The organism is Bacillus sp. A01H (genome assembly GCF_045277205.1).
GTDB lineage: Bacteria > Bacillota > Bacilli > Bacillales > Bacillaceae_G > Bacillus_A > Bacillus_A paranthracis.
On sequence record NZ_CP117702.1, the window covers coordinates 2,891,710 to 2,912,846 of the forward strand.

The 21,137-nt window shown below is 34.2% G+C and carries 22 protein-coding genes; 7 read left to right on the top strand and 15 right to left on the bottom strand.

Annotated features, from left to right (window positions below):
- Positions 1–74: 74 nt before the first annotated feature.
- On the bottom strand, positions 75–824 hold the full coding sequence (locus PSR14_RS15255; protein ID WP_000250772.1) for an IclR family transcriptional regulator: 750 nt from the start codon (positions 822–824) through the stop codon (positions 75–77).
- A 267-nt stretch (positions 825–1,091) separates the two neighbouring features.
- On the opposite strand from PSR14_RS15255, the gene PSR14_RS15260 reads away from it, so the two are divergent.
- On the top strand, positions 1,092–2,516 hold the full coding sequence (locus PSR14_RS15260) for an amino acid permease (RefSeq protein ID WP_061536125.1): 1,425 nt from the start codon (positions 1,092–1,094) through the stop codon (positions 2,514–2,516).
- A gap of 62 nt (positions 2,517–2,578) precedes the next feature.
- Here PSR14_RS15260 and PSR14_RS15265 read toward each other — a convergent pair whose 3' ends face one another.
- From PSR14_RS15265 to PSR14_RS15280, 4 genes are all read right to left on the bottom strand, one after another.
- Complete coding sequence (locus PSR14_RS15265) at positions 2,579–3,766, bottom strand: RtcB family protein (RefSeq protein WP_098487284.1); 1,188 nt, start codon at positions 3,764–3,766, stop codon at positions 2,579–2,581.
- Between the two features lie 273 nt (positions 3,767–4,039).
- Positions 4,040–5,071 (bottom strand): fatty acid desaturase, encoded by a 1,032-nt coding sequence (locus PSR14_RS15270; RefSeq protein ID WP_000171517.1) that lies wholly within the window; start codon positions 5,069–5,071, stop codon positions 4,040–4,042.
- A gap of 293 nt (positions 5,072–5,364) precedes the next feature.
- On the bottom strand, positions 5,365–7,749 hold the full coding sequence (locus PSR14_RS15275; protein ID WP_098487285.1) for an immune inhibitor A domain-containing protein: 2,385 nt from the start codon (positions 7,747–7,749) through the stop codon (positions 5,365–5,367).
- A gap of 258 nt (positions 7,750–8,007) precedes the next feature.
- Entirely contained in the window at positions 8,008–9,681 is a 1,674-nt protein-coding gene (locus PSR14_RS15280; protein ID WP_000497796.1) for an alkaline phosphatase, read from the bottom strand.
- Positions 9,682–9,948: 267 nt separating this feature from the next.
- Here PSR14_RS15280 and PSR14_RS15285 point away from each other — a divergent pair, with 267 nt between their 5' ends.
- On the top strand, positions 9,949–10,431 hold the full coding sequence (locus PSR14_RS15285) for a DUF2975 domain-containing protein (protein ID WP_000809098.1): 483 nt from the start codon (positions 9,949–9,951) through the stop codon (positions 10,429–10,431).
- A 10-nt stretch (positions 10,432–10,441) separates the two neighbouring features.
- The gene (locus PSR14_RS15290) at positions 10,442–10,657 is read left to right on the top strand and encodes a helix-turn-helix transcriptional regulator (protein WP_000974621.1); all 216 of its coding nucleotides are present in this window, start codon (positions 10,442–10,444) and stop codon (positions 10,655–10,657) included.
- A 40-nt stretch (positions 10,658–10,697) separates the two neighbouring features.
- Here PSR14_RS15290 and PSR14_RS15295 read toward each other — a convergent pair whose 3' ends face one another.
- The 8 genes from PSR14_RS15295 to PSR14_RS15330 all read right to left on the bottom strand — a co-directional run bounded on the left by PSR14_RS15295 (position 10,698) and on the right by PSR14_RS15330 (position 16,006).
- Positions 10,698–11,009: a hypothetical protein gene (locus PSR14_RS15295; protein ID WP_000845529.1), complete on the bottom strand. Its 312-nt coding sequence runs from the start codon at positions 11,007–11,009 to the stop codon at positions 10,698–10,700.
- A gap of 106 nt (positions 11,010–11,115) precedes the next feature.
- A complete protein-coding gene (locus PSR14_RS15300) occupies positions 11,116–11,502 on the bottom strand; it encodes a DUF3887 domain-containing protein (protein ID WP_001230588.1) in 387 nt (128 codons plus the stop codon).
- On the bottom strand, positions 11,499–12,182 hold the full coding sequence (locus PSR14_RS15305) for a YhfC family intramembrane metalloprotease (RefSeq protein WP_001013699.1): 684 nt from the start codon (positions 12,180–12,182) through the stop codon (positions 11,499–11,501). The genes PSR14_RS15300 and PSR14_RS15305 overlap by 4 nt, the downstream gene beginning before the upstream one ends.
- Positions 12,183–12,271: 89 nt before the next feature.
- Positions 12,272–13,588, bottom strand: coding sequence for a GHKL domain-containing protein (locus PSR14_RS15310; protein ID WP_000276085.1), 1,317 nt, complete (start codon positions 13,586–13,588; stop codon positions 12,272–12,274).
- A complete protein-coding gene (locus tag PSR14_RS15315) occupies positions 13,588–14,322 on the bottom strand; it encodes a response regulator transcription factor (protein WP_000021630.1) in 735 nt (244 codons plus the stop codon). Before PSR14_RS15315 ends, PSR14_RS15310 begins: the two co-directional genes overlap by 1 nt.
- 162 nt (positions 14,323–14,484) lie before the next feature.
- Positions 14,485–15,066: a kinase gene (locus tag PSR14_RS15320; RefSeq protein ID WP_000107742.1), complete on the bottom strand. Its 582-nt coding sequence runs from the start codon at positions 15,064–15,066 to the stop codon at positions 14,485–14,487.
- A complete protein-coding gene (locus PSR14_RS15325; RefSeq protein ID WP_000506659.1) occupies positions 15,066–15,608 on the bottom strand; it encodes a GNAT family N-acetyltransferase in 543 nt (180 codons plus the stop codon). The genes PSR14_RS15320 and PSR14_RS15325 overlap by 1 nt, the downstream gene beginning before the upstream one ends.
- A gap of 14 nt (positions 15,609–15,622) precedes the next feature.
- Positions 15,623–16,006 (bottom strand): VOC family protein, encoded by a 384-nt coding sequence (locus tag PSR14_RS15330; RefSeq protein WP_001049851.1) that lies wholly within the window; start codon positions 16,004–16,006, stop codon positions 15,623–15,625.
- Positions 16,007–16,290: 284 nt separating this feature from the next.
- Here PSR14_RS15330 and PSR14_RS15335 point away from each other — a divergent pair, with 284 nt between their 5' ends.
- Positions 16,291–16,536 carry a hypothetical protein gene (locus tag PSR14_RS15335; RefSeq protein WP_000433609.1) on the top strand — a complete coding sequence of 82 codons (246 nt, stop codon included), beginning with the start codon at positions 16,291–16,293 and terminating at the stop codon, positions 16,534–16,536.
- Between the two features lie 336 nt (positions 16,537–16,872).
- Here the strand turns inward: PSR14_RS15335 and PSR14_RS15340 are convergent, their stop codons facing one another.
- Both PSR14_RS15340 and PSR14_RS15345 read right to left on the bottom strand, forming a co-directional pair.
- The gene (locus tag PSR14_RS15340; RefSeq protein WP_000448685.1) at positions 16,873–17,409 is read right to left on the bottom strand and encodes a DUF2812 domain-containing protein; all 537 of its coding nucleotides are present in this window, start codon (positions 17,407–17,409) and stop codon (positions 16,873–16,875) included.
- A 7-nt stretch (positions 17,410–17,416) separates the two neighbouring features.
- Complete coding sequence (locus PSR14_RS15345) at positions 17,417–17,734, bottom strand: PadR family transcriptional regulator (RefSeq protein WP_001092642.1); 318 nt, start codon at positions 17,732–17,734, stop codon at positions 17,417–17,419.
- A gap of 206 nt (positions 17,735–17,940) precedes the next feature.
- Here PSR14_RS15345 and PSR14_RS15350 point away from each other — a divergent pair, with 206 nt between their 5' ends.
- Genes PSR14_RS15350 through PSR14_RS15360 form a run of 3 tightly spaced genes read left to right on the top strand, consistent with a single transcriptional unit; the run spans position 17,941 to position 21,114 of the window.
- The gene (locus PSR14_RS15350) at positions 17,941–18,870 is read left to right on the top strand and encodes a MoxR family ATPase (protein ID WP_000608772.1); all 930 of its coding nucleotides are present in this window, start codon (positions 17,941–17,943) and stop codon (positions 18,868–18,870) included.
- On the top strand, positions 18,867–20,030 hold the full coding sequence (locus tag PSR14_RS15355) for a DUF58 domain-containing protein (RefSeq protein ID WP_001014371.1): 1,164 nt from the start codon (positions 18,867–18,869) through the stop codon (positions 20,028–20,030). The genes PSR14_RS15350 and PSR14_RS15355 overlap by 4 nt, the downstream gene beginning before the upstream one ends.
- Positions 20,005–21,114 carry a DUF4018 domain-containing protein gene (locus PSR14_RS15360; RefSeq protein ID WP_000860526.1) on the top strand — a complete coding sequence of 370 codons (1,110 nt, stop codon included), beginning with the start codon at positions 20,005–20,007 and terminating at the stop codon, positions 21,112–21,114. Before PSR14_RS15355 ends, PSR14_RS15360 begins: the two co-directional genes overlap by 26 nt.
- Positions 21,115–21,137 lie beyond the last annotated feature (23 nt).

A 21,137-nucleotide genomic window follows, 5' to 3' on the forward strand; every position in this document is an offset into this window, starting at 1 on the left:
TAAATCCCCCTATTTTTCCGCATTATGAAAATGAATTCCAGTATATGAATAAAAAATGACGACAGTTATCAAAATTATAGTTCTGATGTACTGCCGATTTTTATTGATATTTCATGTGCTGCTTGTTTTACCTTACTAATAAGAAAAGATAGTCGATCATCATTAATGCGATGACTAATTAACCCAACACTTAATGCTCCTACTACTTTATGATTAAATCCGATAATAGGTGCAGCTACTGAAGCTGTCCCTTCTGTTTTTTCTCCATAACTGACAGCATATCCTTCGTTTCTTATTTGCTTTATTTGATCAAGAAGAATTTGCTTTTGTTCTGGTAAAGCAGAAAGTAGTTGCTCAACAATATATTCCATTTCATTCTGTTTCATATTGGCAAGCATCGTTTTATTTGCAGCACCAATTGAAAGAGGAATCTGTTCCCCTAAGTTATCAATAACTCGAATTTTTAAAGGGCTATCCATTCTTTCAATAATAATAGAATGTGTTCCATTTGGAATGTTCAAATAAACACTTTCTTCCACTTCATAGGCCAATCGTTTCATTACTTCTCTTGCGACTGATCTGTAGTCTACCTTCTCCAATTGTCGTAATCCTATTTCCATCCACATTGGTCCAATTTTGTACTGTTTCGTCTCTGAAATTTGTGTAACTAGCCCATGCTCGATTAGAGAGTTAAGTAATCTATGTACTGTACTAACTGGGAGATGTGTTCTGTCCGCTATATCAGAAATGGCCCAATACTCTTTTTCATTAGTAGAATTTAATAACTTTATAATACTTATCGCTCGATCAATGGACTGTACCATAACTCACCTCTACTTCACTTGTAATATGTTAGCACGCTCAATTACCTATCAATTTAACAAACATTCGAAATGAAATCAATCTATTTATTCAATTTTCTAAAAATAAAAATATGTTGCGAACAATAATTTGAAAGCGCAAACAAAAAAATATTGACTTTTCTTTTTAATTATCTGAAAATTATAACAAGATTTCACATCACGGAATATATTCCACAATACGGAAAAACATCAAAATTTATGCTATCAACTACGAAAGTGAGGAAAACAATGGCGCAAGTAAATAATACAAACAATGAATTAAAACGTACGATGAAAAGTAGACACTTATTCATGATTGCACTCGGTGGCGTGATTGGAACGGGATTATTTAACGGATCTGGTTTTATTATAAGTCAGGCTGGACCTGGTGGATCCGTACTTGCCTTTATAGCCGGTGGATTATTAATGTATTTCGTTATGCTATGTCTTGGTGAACTCGCTGTAGCCATGCCTGTTTCGGGGTCTTTCCAGGAATATGCCACTAAGTTTATCAATCCTGCAACTGGCTTTACAATCGGATGGTTGTATTGGTTAAGCTGGGCGAATACGACCGGCCTTGAATTTACAACTGCTGGCATTACAATGCAGCGCTGGTTTCCTGATATTCCTGTTTGGGTTTGGTGTTTAATATTTGGAGTTACAATCTTCACGATTAACGCACTATCTGCTCGTAGTTATGCAGAAACAGAATTTTGGTTTTCAAGTATAAAAGTATCTGCCATTATCGCTTTTATTATTCTTGGTGGCGCCGCTATGTTCGGTTTTATTGATTTAAAAGGCGACGAACCAGCTCCGCTATTATCAAATTTCGTGAATCATGGTGGTTTATTTCCAAATGGACTTGCAGCTATTCTATTAACAATGGTTACAGTCAATTATTCCTTCCAAGGTACAGAACTTGTTGGAATCGCTGCAGGTGAAAGTGAAGATCCAGCAAAAACTTTACCTCGTTCTATTAGAAATATTATATGGCGTACGATGTTTTTCTTCGTCTTAGCAATCTTTGTTCTTGTTGCTTTAATTCCTTGGGAAGAAGCAGGATTAACAAAAAGCCCGTTCGTTGCCGTTTTTGATAATATCGGTATTCCCTATGCGGCTGATATTATGAACTTTGTTATTCTTACTGCTGTTCTTTCTGTCGCAAACTCAGGACTATACGCGGCAACTCGTATGCTTTGGTCATTATCCAAAAATGAAATGGCTCCAGCCTTTTTAAAGAAATTATCATCACGAGGAATACCTTTAAACGCTTTAATTATGACAATTGCTATTTCTGCTTTTTCTCTTTTAACAAGCGTTGTAGCTGCTGAAACGGTTTACTTATGGCTCATTTCCATTTCTGGAGTTATAACAATCATTGTTTGGATGTCAATTTGTGTCTCTCAATTCTTTTTCCGTAAACATTATGTAGCAGACGGCGGAAAATTAGAAGACTTAAAGTTCAAAACGCCACTTTATCCACTTGTACCAATACTTGGTTTTGGATTGTATGGCATTATATTAATCAGTCTAATCTTTATCCCAGAACAACGTCTAGGAATCTATTGCACTGTACCATTTATCATCTTTTGCTACACGTACTATCACTTTAAAGTTAAGAAAAGACTTGCTACTAACACTCGTAGTGAAAGTAAAATTAGCGAGACTATGTAATACTATACTTATATATAAAAGACCGCACATAGCTTTTACCTTATGTGCGGTCTTTTATCATTCTAATTCGCTTTAAAATTATATAACGGCTTAATAATATGCTTTATATCTATTGTCTCTTTCGTATTTTCGATAATTTCATTCATTGGCTTGTATACCATTGGTGCCTCATCAATTGTGCTCTCTGCTACCGATGTAGTCCAAACTTCTGTCATCGTATTTTGGAAGTCCTCTAGACTCAATAATTCTTTAGCCTTCTTACGACTCATGATACGTCCTGCCCCATGCGGACCAGAAAAATTCCAGTCTGGATTACCTTTACCAAATGCAATAATTGAACCATCTCTCATGTTAATTGGAATAATGACTCGTTCATCTTTCTGAGCTGAAATAGCACCTTTTCGTAGAATCATATTTTCTATGTCTATATAGTTATGTATTGTAGTAAATTGATCGGTTACTTTCCAGTCCATTTTCGTAACAATTTCATCAATCATTGCTTTACGATTTAACGCAGCATACTTTTGAGCAATATTCATGTCATTCATATAATCTTTGAATCCCTGTCCTTCTAAATAAGCTAATTCTTTTCGAATATTAGGCTTCTTTATTCCACGTAAAGTTTCTTGTATTTCTTTTTCTCTCCCCTCTTTCATTAATCTCTTAATAATCTCATCTTTCATTGATGTAACATCAATGAGTTGTTCATATGCGAAGTTTTGGTAATACTCTGCTATTTGTTTACCTAAATTACGAGAACCACTATGAATGACAATATATACATTCCCTTTATCGTCCTCATTCAATTCGACAAAATGATTTCCTCCCCCAAGTGTACCAATACTTTTTTGAGCGCGTTGTAATGTAAATGGAGCTCTCACACCATCAAAATCAATCATTTTTGAGAATCGATGTTCTTTATCTCGGATACGAAAACCACTTGGAACGAATTTACGAATTGTTTCATCTAAACAATCGAAATTAATTTCTTCTTTTTTCTTATCAATTACAACAACTTCCATACCACAACCAATGTCTACCCCTACAAGATTAGGAACAATTTTATCTTGTATTGTCATTGTTGTCCCAATCGTACACCCTGCTCCCGCATGTGTATCTGGCATAATACGAATTTGACTATCCTTTACAAATTCTTGGTTACAAAGATCAATAATCTGCCCTGTCGCAGTCTCATCAACGTTATTCGTAAATACTCTCGCTTCATTGTATTTTCCTTGTAATTTCAACATCTTTCATTTCCCCTTCCTTTTGAAAGAATTATTTTATTACGTTGTTTCTATTCTCATCATTACTCTCATCCACCTTCTGCTTTCCATTATATATGTATGATATCCTTCACAATAATAAAAAAAATGATGTTTTATATTGTTTACATAATATGATTATCATATCCTTGAATTTATACCTACATATGAGTATTCCACGTCCTCAATATCCGTTATATATAACAAAAACTCCCCTTAAATCGAAAATGATTAAGGGGAGTTTTATAGCCGATGAAATTATAATTCCGATTTCACCCGGACAGAAACATTATTTTTAATTATATTTTTGACTTCTTTAAAGCTAACAAAATTGTTACTTTTCTCATCCCACAGACGGAAACGTAGTGATTGTAAGCTTGTAGCAAGTGTAATTGTTGGTACATTTTTTAACGGAAGCGTATTATTGTGTGCCTCTTCTAGCTTATAATTAGGTACTCTTGGACTTAAATGGTGAACATGATGAAATCCAATATTACCAGTTAAGAATTGCAAGATTTTTGGAAGTTTATAAAATGAACTTCCTTCTACTGCCGCTTTTACATATTCCCAATCTTTATCCTCTTCAAAATAAGAATCCTCAAAAGTGTGCTGTACGTAAAACAGCCAAATCCCTACTGAACCTGCAATTAAGAATATCGTACCATGTACTAATAGAAACGATTGCCATCCTATTGCCCAGCAAAGTATAGCTACTACAGCAACGATAATAATATTCGTCAAATACGTATTCATACGTTCTTTCTGTCTTGCACCTTTTCGGTTAAATCTATTTTTAAGCAAGAAAACATAAATCGGACCTAATCCAAACATAACGAATGGATTGCGATATAAACGATATGCTAAACGAAGTCTAAATGGTGCAGCTACATATTCATCGACTGTAAGCGTCCAAATATCTCCTGTACCTCGCTTATCTAAATTACCACTTGTAGCGTGATGAATCGCATGCTCATGCCCCCATTGATCAAATGGGAATAACGTTAACACACCCATACATGTACCTACTATTCTATTTGCACGTCGACTTTTAAAGAATGAATAATGGGTACAATCATGAAAAATTATGAAAATTCGCGTCATAAAACCAGCAGCTAACAAAGATGGAACTAATGCTAACAGATAAGAAACAGACAAACTTTTATAAGCGAGATACCATAAAACAACAAATGGCACGACTGTGTTAATAAGTTGCCACACACTTTTTTTAATTGTTGATTTTTCATATGGAGCAACTTGTTTTTTTAAATTTTTAGTATTTTCTAATGTCATTTTACTAATTCCTTTCCTTTTTGTTGCTAATTCATATTATAGCATACTATTAGTATCAGGTGTTAAAAGTAGATGTAATAAATATTATTATATACTATAAAATTCTCTTTTTTCTTACTCAATACTTACAAATTACTTACGCTCAAAATAGCGCTATAATTGAACAGATTGAGCATTTTATTTATCAAATACATTTCCAATCTTTACAATTAAAACCGAGAACTTTTTACAAGCAGAAAAGAGCTGCCATAAGTCAGTTTCACCGGCTTATGGCAGCTCCTCTTCATTTCATTTTATCGATGGATCCAAACTGCACCTGCAGACTTGTCTTCAGCTTGACCTACTACTTCAAACTTCAATCCTAGTTTAGGTAACTTACGTCCCGCATCTGGAATAACGCTGTTGATGTATTGCTTAGAATCATCAAATTTTGCAACTCCTGGTAATCCTTTATAGTCAAAGATACCGCGAGTTGGTGAATTTACTTTCCATGCTGGCGTTTGATCAAATGAGAATGCCGCATCGGCAATTTGATAACGTGTACTGCTCTTCACAGTAGGTTGTCCGTTTAATGTTCCTACGATTGCCTCTGGATGAGAATCTACTACTCCAAGGAACCCTTCACCTGGATGAACGCCTACCCAGTTATCTGTAAAGCTTTGATCCGCATACCATACAACCATTCCTGTATTAAATACTGGACCACGTGCATATTGTAATGCAGTATCAGACCCAGCGTAATTACGCCACTCGATATAGTAGTTATGTTTCTTCTGTTCAAATCCGTTAGACACAGTAAATCCTTTTAATGTCATTGCTGGCTGGCCTTCTGCGTCATCAGAGAAAACAACTTTTCCATCTACAGTTAATGCTGCATTGTCTAACGCAAATCCTTTATATGCTACTGCAATATCTGTTACATACTCAAATTGCAGTTTTACTTTCTTTCCTTTGAATTGATTTAAATCATATGATTTATCAATCCACTTACCATCCGTTGTATCTATACCGCCTTTTACATCTTTTTCGCCCATTCGATCAATGCGTGTCTTCGTTCCATCTTCTGCAATCGCATATACGTCAAGGAAATCATACTTCGCTTCCAGTTCGTAAAATGCCTTATAATCGAACTTGGCATCCGTTGCAGTCGTTAAGTCAAATACTGGTGTCTCAAGTGTTGTATGAATGTCATTTCCTTTCGTGCTGTAATAAAACTTCTTACCAAATGCTGACTCAATATTTTTTATATCTTTGTCTGGCAAGTTAACACGAATGATTCCTGGTCGTTTTGATTTTGTCACACTTTGATCTAAATACGTTGCAGTACCTATTCCCGTGCGAAGTTTATCATAATCTACCTCAACAATATTCGCCCAGTTCCCCTTCATATTTTTTTGGAAAAACTCTTTATTTTGCGGTGAGAAACTTGTTGGCTCTGTACCTGCAATTTTTCCAGCCCAGCTACCGCCGCTCATTAGGGACCATGATTCAACTGGTTCACCTTGTCCTGAATACTTTGTATCATATTCATCTGGCAACCCTAAATCATGACCATACTCATGTGCAAACACACCAACCGCTCCGTCTTCAGGCTCGATTGTATAATCGTATGCTGCCATCTTTCCGCCCCAGTTCGAAACAGAAGATTTTGTCCCATCAATCGCATATGGCTTCGATCCTAGTTTTGAACGATGAGACCAAATCGCATCATCTTTCAATTTACCACCGCCAGCTTCTTGACCCACGCCTGCATGTACTACCATTAAATGATCAATGATTCCATCTGGCTCATTTTTATTTCCATCACCATCTTGATCGTATTGATCAAATTGATCATAATCAGCTAAATTAATGCCTTTTGCTACTGCTGCTTTCAATGCTTCTTTCACAAAATCTTTTGGGCCTAAAGGACCTTTGTTGTCATGACCAGTTCCCGCATCAGCACCATAATCTGACGCTTTTCCTGGAACAGTAAGCCATTCTGTTACAGTTCCATCAACTGTGTAGCTTCCGCCAGATTGTTCTTCATAATATTGTTTAAATGTATTAATCTTCGATCCATCAAATAACGTAAATGGCTCATCACCAAATAACATTTTTTGATAATGTTCACGATTAAAGTCCTTAGAATACATATACCCCGGTTCTTGATCGATATTATTATGCTTAAAATCGCTAAATTCTACGAGTAATACAAGTACTTTATCTTTTCGAACAGCCCCATTGTACTCAGCTTGCTTCGCTGGTGTAGTTGGTACTTTTCCATTTAATTTTCCTGGGTTCAATCCTGCACTTTGCCCAGCTACTGGTCCTACTTCGGGCTGCTGCGCTTGTTCATTTTCCTTCATTTTTGCATCTTTTACTTTTTTCATAAAATCTGAAGCTTCTTGCGTAAGATTATCTCCTGTCAAGATTTCTTTTCCAGGGTTTTCCCCTTTCTTTTTCTCAACATATTTTTCGACAGCCTTTGATGTCTCAGCTTGTGATGCAGATTGATCGATTACTCCCCGTTGCTTCAACGCTTCTGCCAAGCGTTCCTCTGGTATTAAATGCTCATCAATTGGTAGAGATGGTGGCGTATCAGCATACGCTGCATGACTTCCAAAAGCAAACGTACTACTTAGCACTGCTGCTGTTGTTAATACCGCTAAAGGTTTTAATTTCTTTTTCTTTCTCAATGTATTTCCTCCCCAGTGTCTGCAAATTATCGATTTTTGCCGATAGCAATATAATATTCGTTATAATACGAATATTCAATCTTTTTAAAGCGCTAAAATATTGAGAAATATTTTTTCTAGGATGAAAAACATAAAATAGGTAAATTCACAGGAAGTTCACTCTAGAATTTGTTGTTCTCTTTCCTCTTTTTTTCGAGTGAAATCTCATCTATACAAAAATGCCAATTCCTAAGTAGTAGCTAAGGAATTGGCATTTTTTTAACGAGAATGCTTTATGAATAAACGACTTGCTTCTTCTGGTACATAGAACTTACCATTGCTTTCTACAACAACACTTCCTAGTTCATAATCTTTATTCTTAATACGAATTATATTTTTGTTAACAAATAATTGAGCTGTTACATTATTATGTTTTACTATGAGTACAGGATTCGCTACATCAGTTTTATCTATTGTTACAGTTGCACCATTCTGCTTAAAAGCTAATTCACTCTCTACAAATAATTTGTTTGTTACTTCTTCTAAGTTAAAGCCCATCGCTTTCGCTATTGTCTTTGCAACGTCCGTGTTTTGAATCAAACCAACTGGCTTTTGAGGGCCGTATGAATATAAAAATACATCCTCACCAGTATGACCTCCTGTTGTAAAGCCTATGTTCGCACGGTTAGCCAATAATGTAGTGAAAATTGGACCTACGTCTATTTTCTTTTTAACCACTTTTAACCTTTCTTTTTCATCATAAGTTAAATTGTCCAACCCGTATAATTTAGCTACCTCTTCTACATTGGATAGATCAGATTTCAAATTATTGATAGCCCCTTCAAGTGTCATTTTCGCTTTTTTCAATGGATCAATATATGCAGAGACCGGCGTAGTATTATAACCTTTTGTCGTATTCATATTGCCAATAGAAATACCGCTATTACCATGGTCCGCTACGGCGATTAGCATCGTATTACCATCTTTTTTTGCAAATCTTAATGCTTCTGCAACTGCATGATCAAATGCTAACACATCACTAATCATCCCAATTGGATCATTCACATGTGCTGCCCAGTCTGGCTTGCTTCCCTCCACAAATAAAAAGAATCCGTCTTTATCTTTTGATAACGTTTCAATTGCTTTTTCCGTCATTTGCGAAAGCGTTGGTTGCTTTGGATTTGTTGCTTCTCGGTCCATATCAAACGCTAAGGCATTATGTGAAAAAGAGCCCCAAATTTTATTAGATTTAGATTTCAATAATGCCTCTTTCGTTTCCACAAATTCGTATCCTTTGTTTTGAATTACTTCTATTAAATCTTCACCATCTTTTCGAATTCCACTACTTTTCACAGGGAGAAGTGCCGCTTTTCCCCCGCCTAATACGACATCTATATTTTGATACACTTGCTGCTCCGCGATCACTTCAAAATTTTTACGATTCACATGATGAGCGGAGAATCCAGCAGGAGTAGCATGCTGAATTTCAGCTGTGGCAACAATTCCAGTAGCGCGACCAGTACGTTTGGCACCTTCTAAAACATTGGCAACTGGCCGTAACTTGTCCTCTTCTTTTATTGGTTTTAGGCCAGGTGAACTCACAATAGTAGGTAATACCCCTACATATCCTGAATTCGATTTATTCCCCGTTGCTAAAGCTGTAGCTGCTGGAGCTGAGTCTGTTATAGCTGATTCCGCCGAATATGTACGAACTCCTCCTGTTACAATTTCATCTAATGCAAGTGGTTTCCCTTTATACAAGCGAGCTAATGTGGTTGCTGAAGAACTCGTTCCGTCCATAACCATCATGATTACATTTTTCGGTTGTTGTTCTACTTTTTTCACTTTCGCTTCCACCGTATGATCATCCATCATACTTTCAGTACATAACATACTTAGTGTTATCGTTCCTACTAACAGTAACTTCTTCATCTTTAAACCCAATACAAACATGATTGCGCCTCCATTAGTTTCACATTCATTTACATACAAAATTCTGACTGCCTACATATGTTTTATTAGTTCCCAATTTTTCTAAAGCTAACAATAGGAACTTTCTTATTCATTACATCTCGGTATAGTTCATCTATCTTATAAAGAAGATTTTTCATTATTAACTTGTTAAACAATAAATCCCCAATTGAATTAAATAAAAATTTATTGTTTAACAATAAATTTCGTGGTAAATTAATAAGATATTAAATAAATGAGGTGCTTTTTATGAAACAAGGATCAACACTCTTCCTAAAGACAGCTGTGATTCTAATGGGTATCCCTGTTCTTGCTATGTGCATTTTTTTAGTTCCTAAAATAGGAAACTTCGCCGCAGAATTATATCCTGATATTGCATATATTAAATATCTTGTATTTATCAACTTATACGCAACAGCAATACCTTATTACTTTGCGCTGTATCAAACATTCAAACTTTTAAACTATATTGATAAAAACAACGCATTCTCAGAGTTGTCTGTTAAAGCTTTAAAAAATATTAAGTACAGCGCACTAGCCATTAGTGTATTATATGTATTAGGTATGCCACTTTTCTATCTTGTGGCAGAGAGAGATGACGCCCCTGGTATTATTGTTATTGGAATGATTATAATTTTTGCTTCAATGGTAATCGCGGTCTTTGCTGCCGTTCTCCAAAGACTATTAAAAGATGCGATAGATATAAAATCAGAAAATGATTTAACGGTCTGAGGTGAATAAAATGGCAATTATTATTAATATTGATGTAATGTTAGCGAAAAGAAAAATGAGTGTAACAGAGCTTTCGGAGAAGGTTGGAATTACAATGGCTAACCTTTCGATCTTGAAAAATGGTAAAGCAAAAGCAGTCCGTTTTTCAACTTTAGAAGCCATTTGTAAAGCATTAGAATGCCAACCTGGGGATATTTTAGAATATCAACCAGAAGAAAGCGAATAAAAAGAGTCCTTCATACGAGAAGGACTCTTTTTATTGCACATTACGGCGCAAAACTAATTTGACCAGTAAACAATAAAATAATTGCGATGATCCAAAATATAAAAAATGATGAGGACAGTATTAACGAAAGAATAGCAATCCCCTTCTTTTCAGTTTTTTTCGCCATTGTAATGACAGAAAGTATGATACCTGCAACTGTCAGGGCAACTGTAACATAATCTCCCACTATATTACCTGCATTCGCTATCCTTGTCGGTGTAATAAATACGAACAGAAAACATAAAATGCCGATGAGTAAACATATGTAGCTTATTATACTGTACTTCTTTTTAGGACCTATTTCAGTTTTCATACTAATCCCCCCTTCTATATAGCTATAAGTTCATAGTAGCACAAATAACCATAATTTGGTTAAAACAAAAAAAGAGATACAGCGGAACTTCCGCTGTATCTCTTTTTTATTTAATAAATAAACCTGCGATTTCTTCTTTGTCATTATAAGTAATAATAAAGGTACGTTGTTCTTTACTGTACTTCGCTACAAGAATAACCGTATATAAACCATCTTTTTCTTCAATCGATTGTTTTTCAATTTTTTCAAATGTACCAGCTTTCTCAATTACAGGTGTAAGATCTTTCATTTTTTCTTCTGGTAATCCAGCTTTCATTTTACTATCAAATTTCTCATGCACTTCTTTATATTTTGCCTCATTTAATAATGATACAATTCCTTCCGCTTTTGAAATAATTTTTTTAGACGTACTTTCATCTACTTTATTACCGGTACATGCTACAAGTACAAACACCGCGATAGCACTTATAATAATAAGTAACATTTTTCTCATTTGAATACACCCTTTCTTTTTAAAATGAAACTATAACTAAAAGTGAGTAACGCAAAAATTGCTATTGAAACTTCTGACATAATAATCCCGCTTTTCCCTGGCACATATAGCGATATAATGCCAGCTAATGCATTTACAGTCCCATGGATGAGAATTGCATATACAACATAACGAAATTTCTTTTGGACAACAGCTTGCAATACAATGAAAGAAAGCCCAACATGCAATACCATCGCAAAGATGCGTTCAATACCACCGAGATAATAACTGTCACCATTTTGAATGACTGTTTGTGATAATAATAGGGATATTACTGGGATACCGACTATCAACACCGCCTCAATACCACCATGCCCTGCTCCAAATAAAAAACCAGACTGCCAATCTCGTTGCTTCATAAAATAACGCATTGCGATAAAACGAGCTATCTCTTCAAAAATTCCAGCTGATATACTAAGCAAAACTGCAAATAGTATAGGCTGCATAACAGAAAACATTTGAAAATCTGTGCTAGTTCCATTTAAATAATTTAGCATTGGTATGCGAATCAATATTTGTGATACAACAAAAGCCAATATACCTAACATATATGGAATATAGCGTTTCTTCCAAAAAGCATATAAAAGTGCTATAAGCGGTAAACCAAAGCTAATCATTGTTGTAAAAATAAGACCATTCATCTCGCTTCACCTCTTACTTGAAGTGTATAAAATTGAGTGAAGAAAGTATGTAGTTATTTCTTATTCGGTTTCCTTTTCATCATAGATGGTCATTTCATCTCATTTAATATAAATGTTTGTGTGAAATAAGGACTTACATAAGTTGTTTCTAACGTCGCATTATTTGTTTTATTTATGATTCGTTTTAACGAAAATAGCCCGTACCCTCTAGCACCTTCTTTACTTGAATGGTTTTTCTCATAAATTTTTTGTAAATCAATCGCTTCACCCTTTGAACTATTACGCACGATAAAATATTGTCGTGAATCCATTTCAAAGAATGCGATTTGTAATATCTTTTCCTCACTACATACTGCTTCCTCAATTGCATTATCTACTAAAACTGAAATGATACGAATAAATGAAATAATCGTCATCGAAACACTTTCAATGTTCTCTGGTATATCAAGCATTACTTTTATTTGTTGCTGCTGAGCAGTGCTAACTTTTGCTCTTAATACGCTTCTTACTTCAGGAATTTGTATGCGAGATAATTTTGCGATATCAAGTTCATGATCATTTATTGTTTTTAATGTGGGAGCAATAACATCGTAGTACACTTGCTCAATTTCTTTCACATTTTTTGTACGTATTCCTTCTTCTAACGATAGTAATACATTCATATAATCATGACGAAAACTAGCAAGCTCATCATGCATATCCTCTAATTTTTCCACATAATCTAATAACTCTTTATCTAAACGTTTTTCATGCTCTTCTCGTAACTTTTCTTTCGATAAATGTGAGCTTATTAGTACGATGATTAGTAATAATAAAAAAATAATAATCGCTGAATTATAACTTACTTCACTGTATTGTTGATTTATTTTTGCTAAAAACTCAGTTGACGGCTGAGTTAAAATTAATTCAATAATAAACCCGATCATTAATAATATATAAGTTACATAGTATAACGGACTACTTACTATATATTGAGCGATTTTTTGAATTCTTTTTCGCGCTACTAAAATACCGATAAAAGTAAGGATTGATACGATAAGATGAATAATACTACCTGTCCATAAATATAAATTGAATGGCGTTAACATAAAGATTTTCATCCCTAAATCTAATAGCAACATTTTCACTAACGTTATAATCACCATACTCACCAGTGCAAAATATAAATTATGCTTAAATTTCAATTCATTTTGCATTAATCCTAAACTTATTAAAAATAACACAATCGTACTATTCAATTCTGGATATCTCGTTACTGTTACGACAATAGCAAGTAAAATAATGAATACCGTACTTAAAGCTATTAACATTCTAACTGACAATCTGTTGTATCGGATTAATTGTATATATAAAAACGTATGACACATACTAGTAAGCAGTATTGCAAATAAATCATAAATATACATTACATCTCACCCTTTAACATGTTACGTACTTTACTCACTAAACGCCGTGACACTGGAATGCGTTTCCCGCTTTTTAAAACTATCATTTTTTGTTTCGCATCGTAAGAAGACATTTGCTTCGTATTCACGATATATGACTGATGGCAACGAAATAAACGTTCATCTATTATTTCTATCTCCTTTAATGCTCCATAAAAATAAACGATTCGATCTAACGTCACTAATGCTAACCGGTGCGGTTCATCAGTCATAACATATTCAACTTCATGAAAAGGAACCCGCACAGTGGCATTACTATTTGCAACGATAAAGTCATCCGACGGAATAATATGCTTATTTCTTGCTTCATATTGAAGTAAACATTGTTCAAAAACTTTATATCTCTCCTCGTATGGCAACCCTTTATCAATAAAAGTTAAAGCTGATACCATGTATTGATATGAAATAGGTGCAAATTCAGAATGCGTCGTTACAAACACAATAATTCCTTGCGTATCATACTTTCGTATCTCTTGTGCTACTTGTAACCCTTTACGCTCTTCCCTTTTAATCTCTATATCTAAAAAATAGATTGGAACATACTTCGCCTTCGGAATATTAGTAATAATATTTTCACTTTTACTAGTCACCTCAATAAAATCAAAAGGCAACATATATTTCTCACAAATCTCTTCAACTAACCGCTTCATTTGCTGTGCTTGTATAACATCGTCTTCTAAAATGAAAATACTCATGTAATCACTCGCTTTATTGGAATCTTTTCATCTATAGATTTATCTATAAATATATAATTCAAATTATAATAATATTCTCCTTCTCATTAATTGAAATAATTAATCTGCTATTACATAGAGAAACCTCAACTTTTCAAACAAAAAGTTGAGGTTTTCTTCAAATCAATTTATAACTAAATCCGCCCAATCCTTCGGCAATTCCGTTTCTAAGTAATAATCCTCTGCTTTCCAATACCTATTCTCAAACTTTGAAAGGTTTTTCTGTGTTTTCTTACTCTCGCGTAGAAATCTTGTCTCTCTTGGACAATCCAAGTACACCATATAATGAAAGAAATCTCTCCATTCTTTTCGCTGTAGAAAAACACCTTCAATTACAATTACGCCTACTATGGGAATCTGTACTTTCTTCATTTCACATGAGTCTACCTCATCATTATAGAACGGTAATTTCAGTCTCGTTTCATTTTGTAACTTTTGAAAAAACTTTTGCCGAAGCCACTCAATATCCCATTGCAAATAATAATACTCATACCATTCTTCAAATCCGGTATCATAGCGTTTATTACGCTCCACTATATGATCATCAATATGAAAAATATGAAACGGAATGCTTTCCTGTTTCATATTTTCCTTTAAATTTGCAACAAATGTTGTTTTTCCTGAACGACTTAAACCATCTATACCTAAAATGAACCTATTTTCTTTATGCTTCTTCATAACATTTATCAATTCACTCGTACTCATTATTTCTTCCACTCTTCTTTTAATAAAGAATATAAAATCGTATCATGCGCAACTCCATTTTGAATCATATGTTTTCGAAGTAATCCTTCTTCTTGAAATCCTGCTTTACTTAATAATTTTTGAGAAGCTTTATTCTCTACATATACAACAGCAGCAATTCTTATAAGTTGCAACGTTTCAAACCCGTAAGCTAAAATCGCCTGTAACGCTTCCGAGGCGTATCCTTGTCCCCAATATGTATCGTCTAATTCATAACCAATTTCAGCTCGCTTATGATGATGGTTAATTAAATGAAAACCGCACGTTCCGATTAATTGGCCCGTCCCCTTTTTCTCTATTCCCCAGCGAAATACACTTCCCTCTTCATAACGATTTTTAAACGTTTGAATCGTTGTTTTCGCTTGCTCAATATTTTCGAAAGAATCCATTCCGAAATAACGTATTACAGATTCTTTTGAAAAATAATGGAACATCGTTTCTGCATCTAACAGTGTTAGTTCTCTTAATTGTAAACGTTCTGTTTCTAGTTTCGGAAATCCCATCTCTTTTTCTCCTTCTATTCTAATGAACTGCAAATTTCAATATAATTTCCATCTGGATCAGCAATATATGCAATGGTTTGCCCCCACGGCTTTACAATTGGTTCAACTAAAACCTTAATACCTTGTTCTCTAAGTTGCTCAATCGTTTCTTGTACATTTTTGACAACGAATCCTAATTCAAAATGAGAAGATTGTAACTCGCCTTCTGTAAGTGGTAATCCTGTTAATTCTTTCACATCTTGCCGCGTATTCATTGCTAATATTGTAGATCCCGTATTAAATTCAATATATGTACCGTGCTCTGATTTTATAGGTAACTGTAAAATATCTTTATAGAATTTTAAACATTCCTCAAACTTTTCTACATATAAAATGATGTACTTCATTTTCAAATTCATTTTACATCCCCCCTTTATATCCATCCCTAAAATTTCGACAAAAGTCTCATAAAAACCTTGTTTCCTATAGTAACGAGCACAAAAAAATGAGGCCGATTTCTCGGCCTCCCAGCTTATTGGCATAAAACAGGAGATTTGGTTTGGACATAACCAGTTCGTACTCTTATTATATTTTATTTTTTCTGAATTTTAAATACATTAAACACCTATTTATATTGAGAAAGTTTTTTCGCTTGCATAAAATTAATGAGTTTAAGAAATGCTACAAATGGAGGTGTATACATATGGAACCAATGCTATGTCCAAGTTGTAAAACGAACCGTACTCGCTTTAATATTCTTGAGCAACAAGTAAAACCAGTCAAATTAAATCCACAAACTGGTCAAGTAGAAGAAGAATATACAAATGAAACGATGAATGCTTTTCATATGGCCTATCAAGGACCTACTTACAGAGTCCAATGCGCTGTATGTGGGCTTGTTGAAAATCCTGAACAATTTATTAAACCTGCTCAAAATCAGTCTTTCTAATAAAAACATGATTATCCCTTGTAGAAATAGATTTTTCTATAAGGGATTTTTTCGTTTTATACTTTAATAAAAAACGTGTTTCTTCCTTATTATAAGTTACACCCCACATCTTTTTAGTCATCTTTTATTTTTTGATCCTCAATATGAATCTTTTTTCTTCATTTATTATTTTCAGGATAAATTGCGGCTTTGATATTGTTAATTTTATGCCTTCATATAGATTTTTATTATATAAAAAAGAGTGAGCAAAAATACGATTATATAGAAACAAAAGAAGTTGATTCCCATATTAATTACCTCTTTACAAAATCAACTTCTTTTCAACTCCACTTTTTATTATAATATTTCACTTTTTAATTTCTTGATTTTCCAAGAAAGTCTTATAAAGAAGTACATCCACATACCACCTGTAAGACCGGTCATAACTTTCGCCCACATTGGCACTCTTGATTCCATCGGGCTTAAAAACAGATTATACATTGATGGTAATAAACTTGCTGATATAATAACAAGGAATAACAATAATTCATTTAGTTTTTGTATCCTCGTCTCCTTTTCTGAGTAAATATCAGGCAATTCATTTACTTCTTCTACTTCTTTACAAAAATAATTCCATCTTGTGAAACTTGTTACGCGTTTCCAACCTGACATTTCGTATATTTCGAAATATTCTTGTTGTTGTTCTTTCGAATCTCTATAAACCAATCTAAAATCAGCTTTGTATATTACATCTTTTGGCTCCGTTTTCTGAAACGTATACATTAAATTATATTTTTGTAATGCCCAACCTTGCTGATGCATCTTTCGTAAAAAAGCTTCTTCTTTTTCTAAATTCCATGCCGTAAAAAACTTGAATACCCTTTTTGTCTCCATCTTCCATTCACTCCCCTAATATACTATTCCCATTCCTTACAGATCTCTGCAACCTGTTATACTCTAGCTCTAACACTTCTTTACCAAGTGGCGTTAACTCATAGCACTTCTTTCTATCTGTTGAGGCAACTTCAACAATTAATTTCTCTTTTAATAACTTCGTCGTATTCCCGTATAAAGTTCCAGGACCGAGCTTTACTTCTCCATTTGTCATCTCTTCTACCATTTGCATAATTCCATAACCGTGCATTGGTTTCACTAGTGATAACAGTATGTAATATGTCGCCTCAGTTAACGGAATATATTTTCTCGCTTTCGTATTCATTATAACCACCTCCGATACATCGCCTCATGATATATCGACTTGCGATACATCGTATACCGATATTATATATTCACACTCCAAAATATGCAAGAGTATAATTTAATAATTGAATATTTATTTCTTTGAATTGAAAAATCATATAAATTTTCTGAATAATTTGTTAAAATATAGAAATATCCGTTTATATTTTGAAAGGAATGATATATATGATAAATAAATTGAAGGAAAATATAGGATCAGTTTTTGTAGGTAAAGAAAATGTTATAGATCTATTAATTGTTTCCTTGCTTGCTGACGGACATGTGCTTCTTGAGGATGTACCTGGTACCGGGAAAACGTTACTTGCGAAAACACTTTCAAAAAGTATTGGTGGTAATTTTTCTCGCGTTCAATTTACACCGGATGTACTTCCGAGTGATGTGACAGGTATTGAATATTTCAATCCGAAAACGAGCGAATTCGAGTTAAGACTCGGACCAGTCGTGGCAAACATTCTACTGGCAGATGAAATTAACCGTGCAATGCCGAGAACACAGTCTAGTTTATTAGAAGCGATGGAAGAACGACAAGTGACGCTTGAAAAGCAGTCAACTCCTCTTCCAAAACCGTTCTTTGTTATTGCGACGCAAAATCCAATTGAATCACAAGGAACGTTCCCTCTTCCAGATGCACAGCTTGATCGCTTTTTAATGACAATTTCTATAGGTTATCCGAATTCTGAAGATGAACTACAAATGATGCGACGTTTTCGTAACGATGCACCACTAGAAAGTGTCACATCTGTTATTACTTTAGATGATATTTTAGAGGCACAGAAACAAGTAAAAGAGATTTTCGTATCAGAACCGTTAGAACATTACATTATTAAACTTGCTCATGCTACAAGAAATCATGATTATATCGCTAACGGTGTAAGTCCGCGTGCCACACTTGCTTTAGTACGTGCAGTTCAAGCGCTAGCCTTTTTACGCGGGAGAGAATATTGCACACCAGAAGATATACAATTGTTAGTTCCTTCTGTTTGGAATCACCGTATCATCTTATCAATGGAAGGCGCATTACGTACGACAAAAAATGAAATGATGCAAAAGATTTTAAAAGAGGTTGACGTACCAGTGGAGATTGAGCAAACATGAATGGACAGCGCGTTGTAACTGTACCTTTATTTTTTCAACTTCATATTATTCAACTATCTGTTCCAGGCGCGATACTATTTACATTTTTTATGCCGCAACGAATCATTATGTTTTTCTTTTTCTTCTACTATTTATTTGCGATTTTCATTTATAAATATGTCGCATATATAGAAAAACAGTTTCAAGTGCTAAACGAGAAACAAACAACTCGTTTATTTCCTAATGAATCTGGACAATTTTTTATTCATTTAAAAAACGGAGCAAACATACCACTCGTTAACGGTGTTTGTTATTTTCATTTAGACCCGTCCCTACTACCGAATAAAGATCAAGGAATTGAACAAATATCAAAAACACTATTCTCTTTCCCATTTTCACAACCTGCTCATTCAGCGCAAAAATGGGATTTATCATTAACTGCAACGAAGCGTGGCGTGTTTCAAATTGAACAGTTCGAATGTGTTTTGAAAGATCCTTTTCATTTATTATCTGTACATTTACCTGTATTTGATAAATTAAGAACTGAAATTATTGTGTATCCATCACCTAAAGAAGTAGCAGATTTGCAAGAACTTCAGCAACTTTTAAATGGATCTTATCGAACGAATTTTTCTTTTTACAATGATGAAACATCTATTATCGGTGTGAAACGGTACGAACGTGAGTCTTTCCGTTCCATTCATTGGAAAGCATCTGCCAAAATGCAGGAATTACAAGCAAAGCAATATGAGCCTGTTAAAAATTATAGTTGGACAATTTGTCTTTCATTAGCTGCTGATCGCGGGTTTGGTTGGAAAGATAATATAGAAGACCTTATTTCATTTGCAACATACATTTGTCAATATGCTACGAAGCATCAAATACCGTTTGAATTATTTATTAGTGTATTAGCTGAAGGTGGCCCTCTGCACTTACCATTAAATGAAGGACAAACACATTACGCAAAAGCTTTAGAGGAATTGGCACGTATTTCAGACGATAGCACACTAATTCCGAAACAAGGATTTCTCCATTATACAAATAGAAAAGGAGAACGATTGTCTACAATGATTTACATTGGCTTGCAGAAGAATGACCTCTCTCTTCTATCGCAACCTACGTTTCTCATAAATAACGAAGGGATGGTGGAAAAGCTTGAAAACTTGGCTCTATCACGTTAATGACTTTATTCTGCTGCTCCTCCTTTCGTTATTAACAGAAAGGGACGAACTTGTTGCTATTGCTATATTTTTAGCACTAAGCTATATTGGTGTATTTCTAATCCATACATTCACGAAGAAAAAAACGACTGGATTTGTCATACTGTTAATGACTCAAATAATCGGTTGTTCTATCTTTCTCCCGTTCTCTCTATTTGGCACAATTATGTTACCGCTTTTCTTCTTTATCGTACATGTAGTTGGACCAGGATACCCAGTTCAAAAATCGTTAGGTGGTATTGTTTGGTTTGGTGTTTCGGCTATATTTTATGCTCCCTTTCCACCACTCGGGAAACTATTACTATTAGTTATACACATTATGATTACATTTTGGTTAACTGGAGCAAATCGTAATCAACAGTTATTACGTTTCGCTTCTATTATTACGATTGGTGTAATGAGTATAGTACTTATTCAAGTGTTTCCTTTCATTCGGCTTGTTTTTTCATTTATCATAGAAGCAGTTGCATTAGGGTTCGGATACGCTATCAATCCATTATTTTCAGCAGCCGTGTTAAAAGAAACAGATGATTTTTGGTCGAATAAAGGAAATCTAAAAGACCCTACAATTAAGGATGATTTGGAGCCACGTTCTTTTGATCCAACTCTTATAAATAGCATTACCATATTAGTTTGTACACTCATTGCTATTTATGTCGTTTGGAAAATAATAAAAAAACGAAAACAATTCAGTTTACCAAATATACCTGTCTTTGAATCTACTATCATCACTGATAAAGAAGGAATGAGCCAAAAACGTTTGAAACGAAACAAACCGCCACATAACGAAATTCGAAAAGAGATTTTTAAGCTTGAAAGTAAGTTAACTCCCCCTTTAAATAGAAATCGAGGAGAAACTATTGAGGCATGGTTAGATAGAATAAATAGTGAAGAAGATGTAAATATTCAGAGTCATATTATTAGTAATGCTTATAATACAGTGCGTTATTCAAATGAGGAAAACATCGTACTTTTGCAGGAATTTAAGGATGAAATTCATAAGCTTTACATGTATCAGAAGGATTTAAAGAAAAGGAAAAAATAATACAACAAAAAGACTCCTATTTT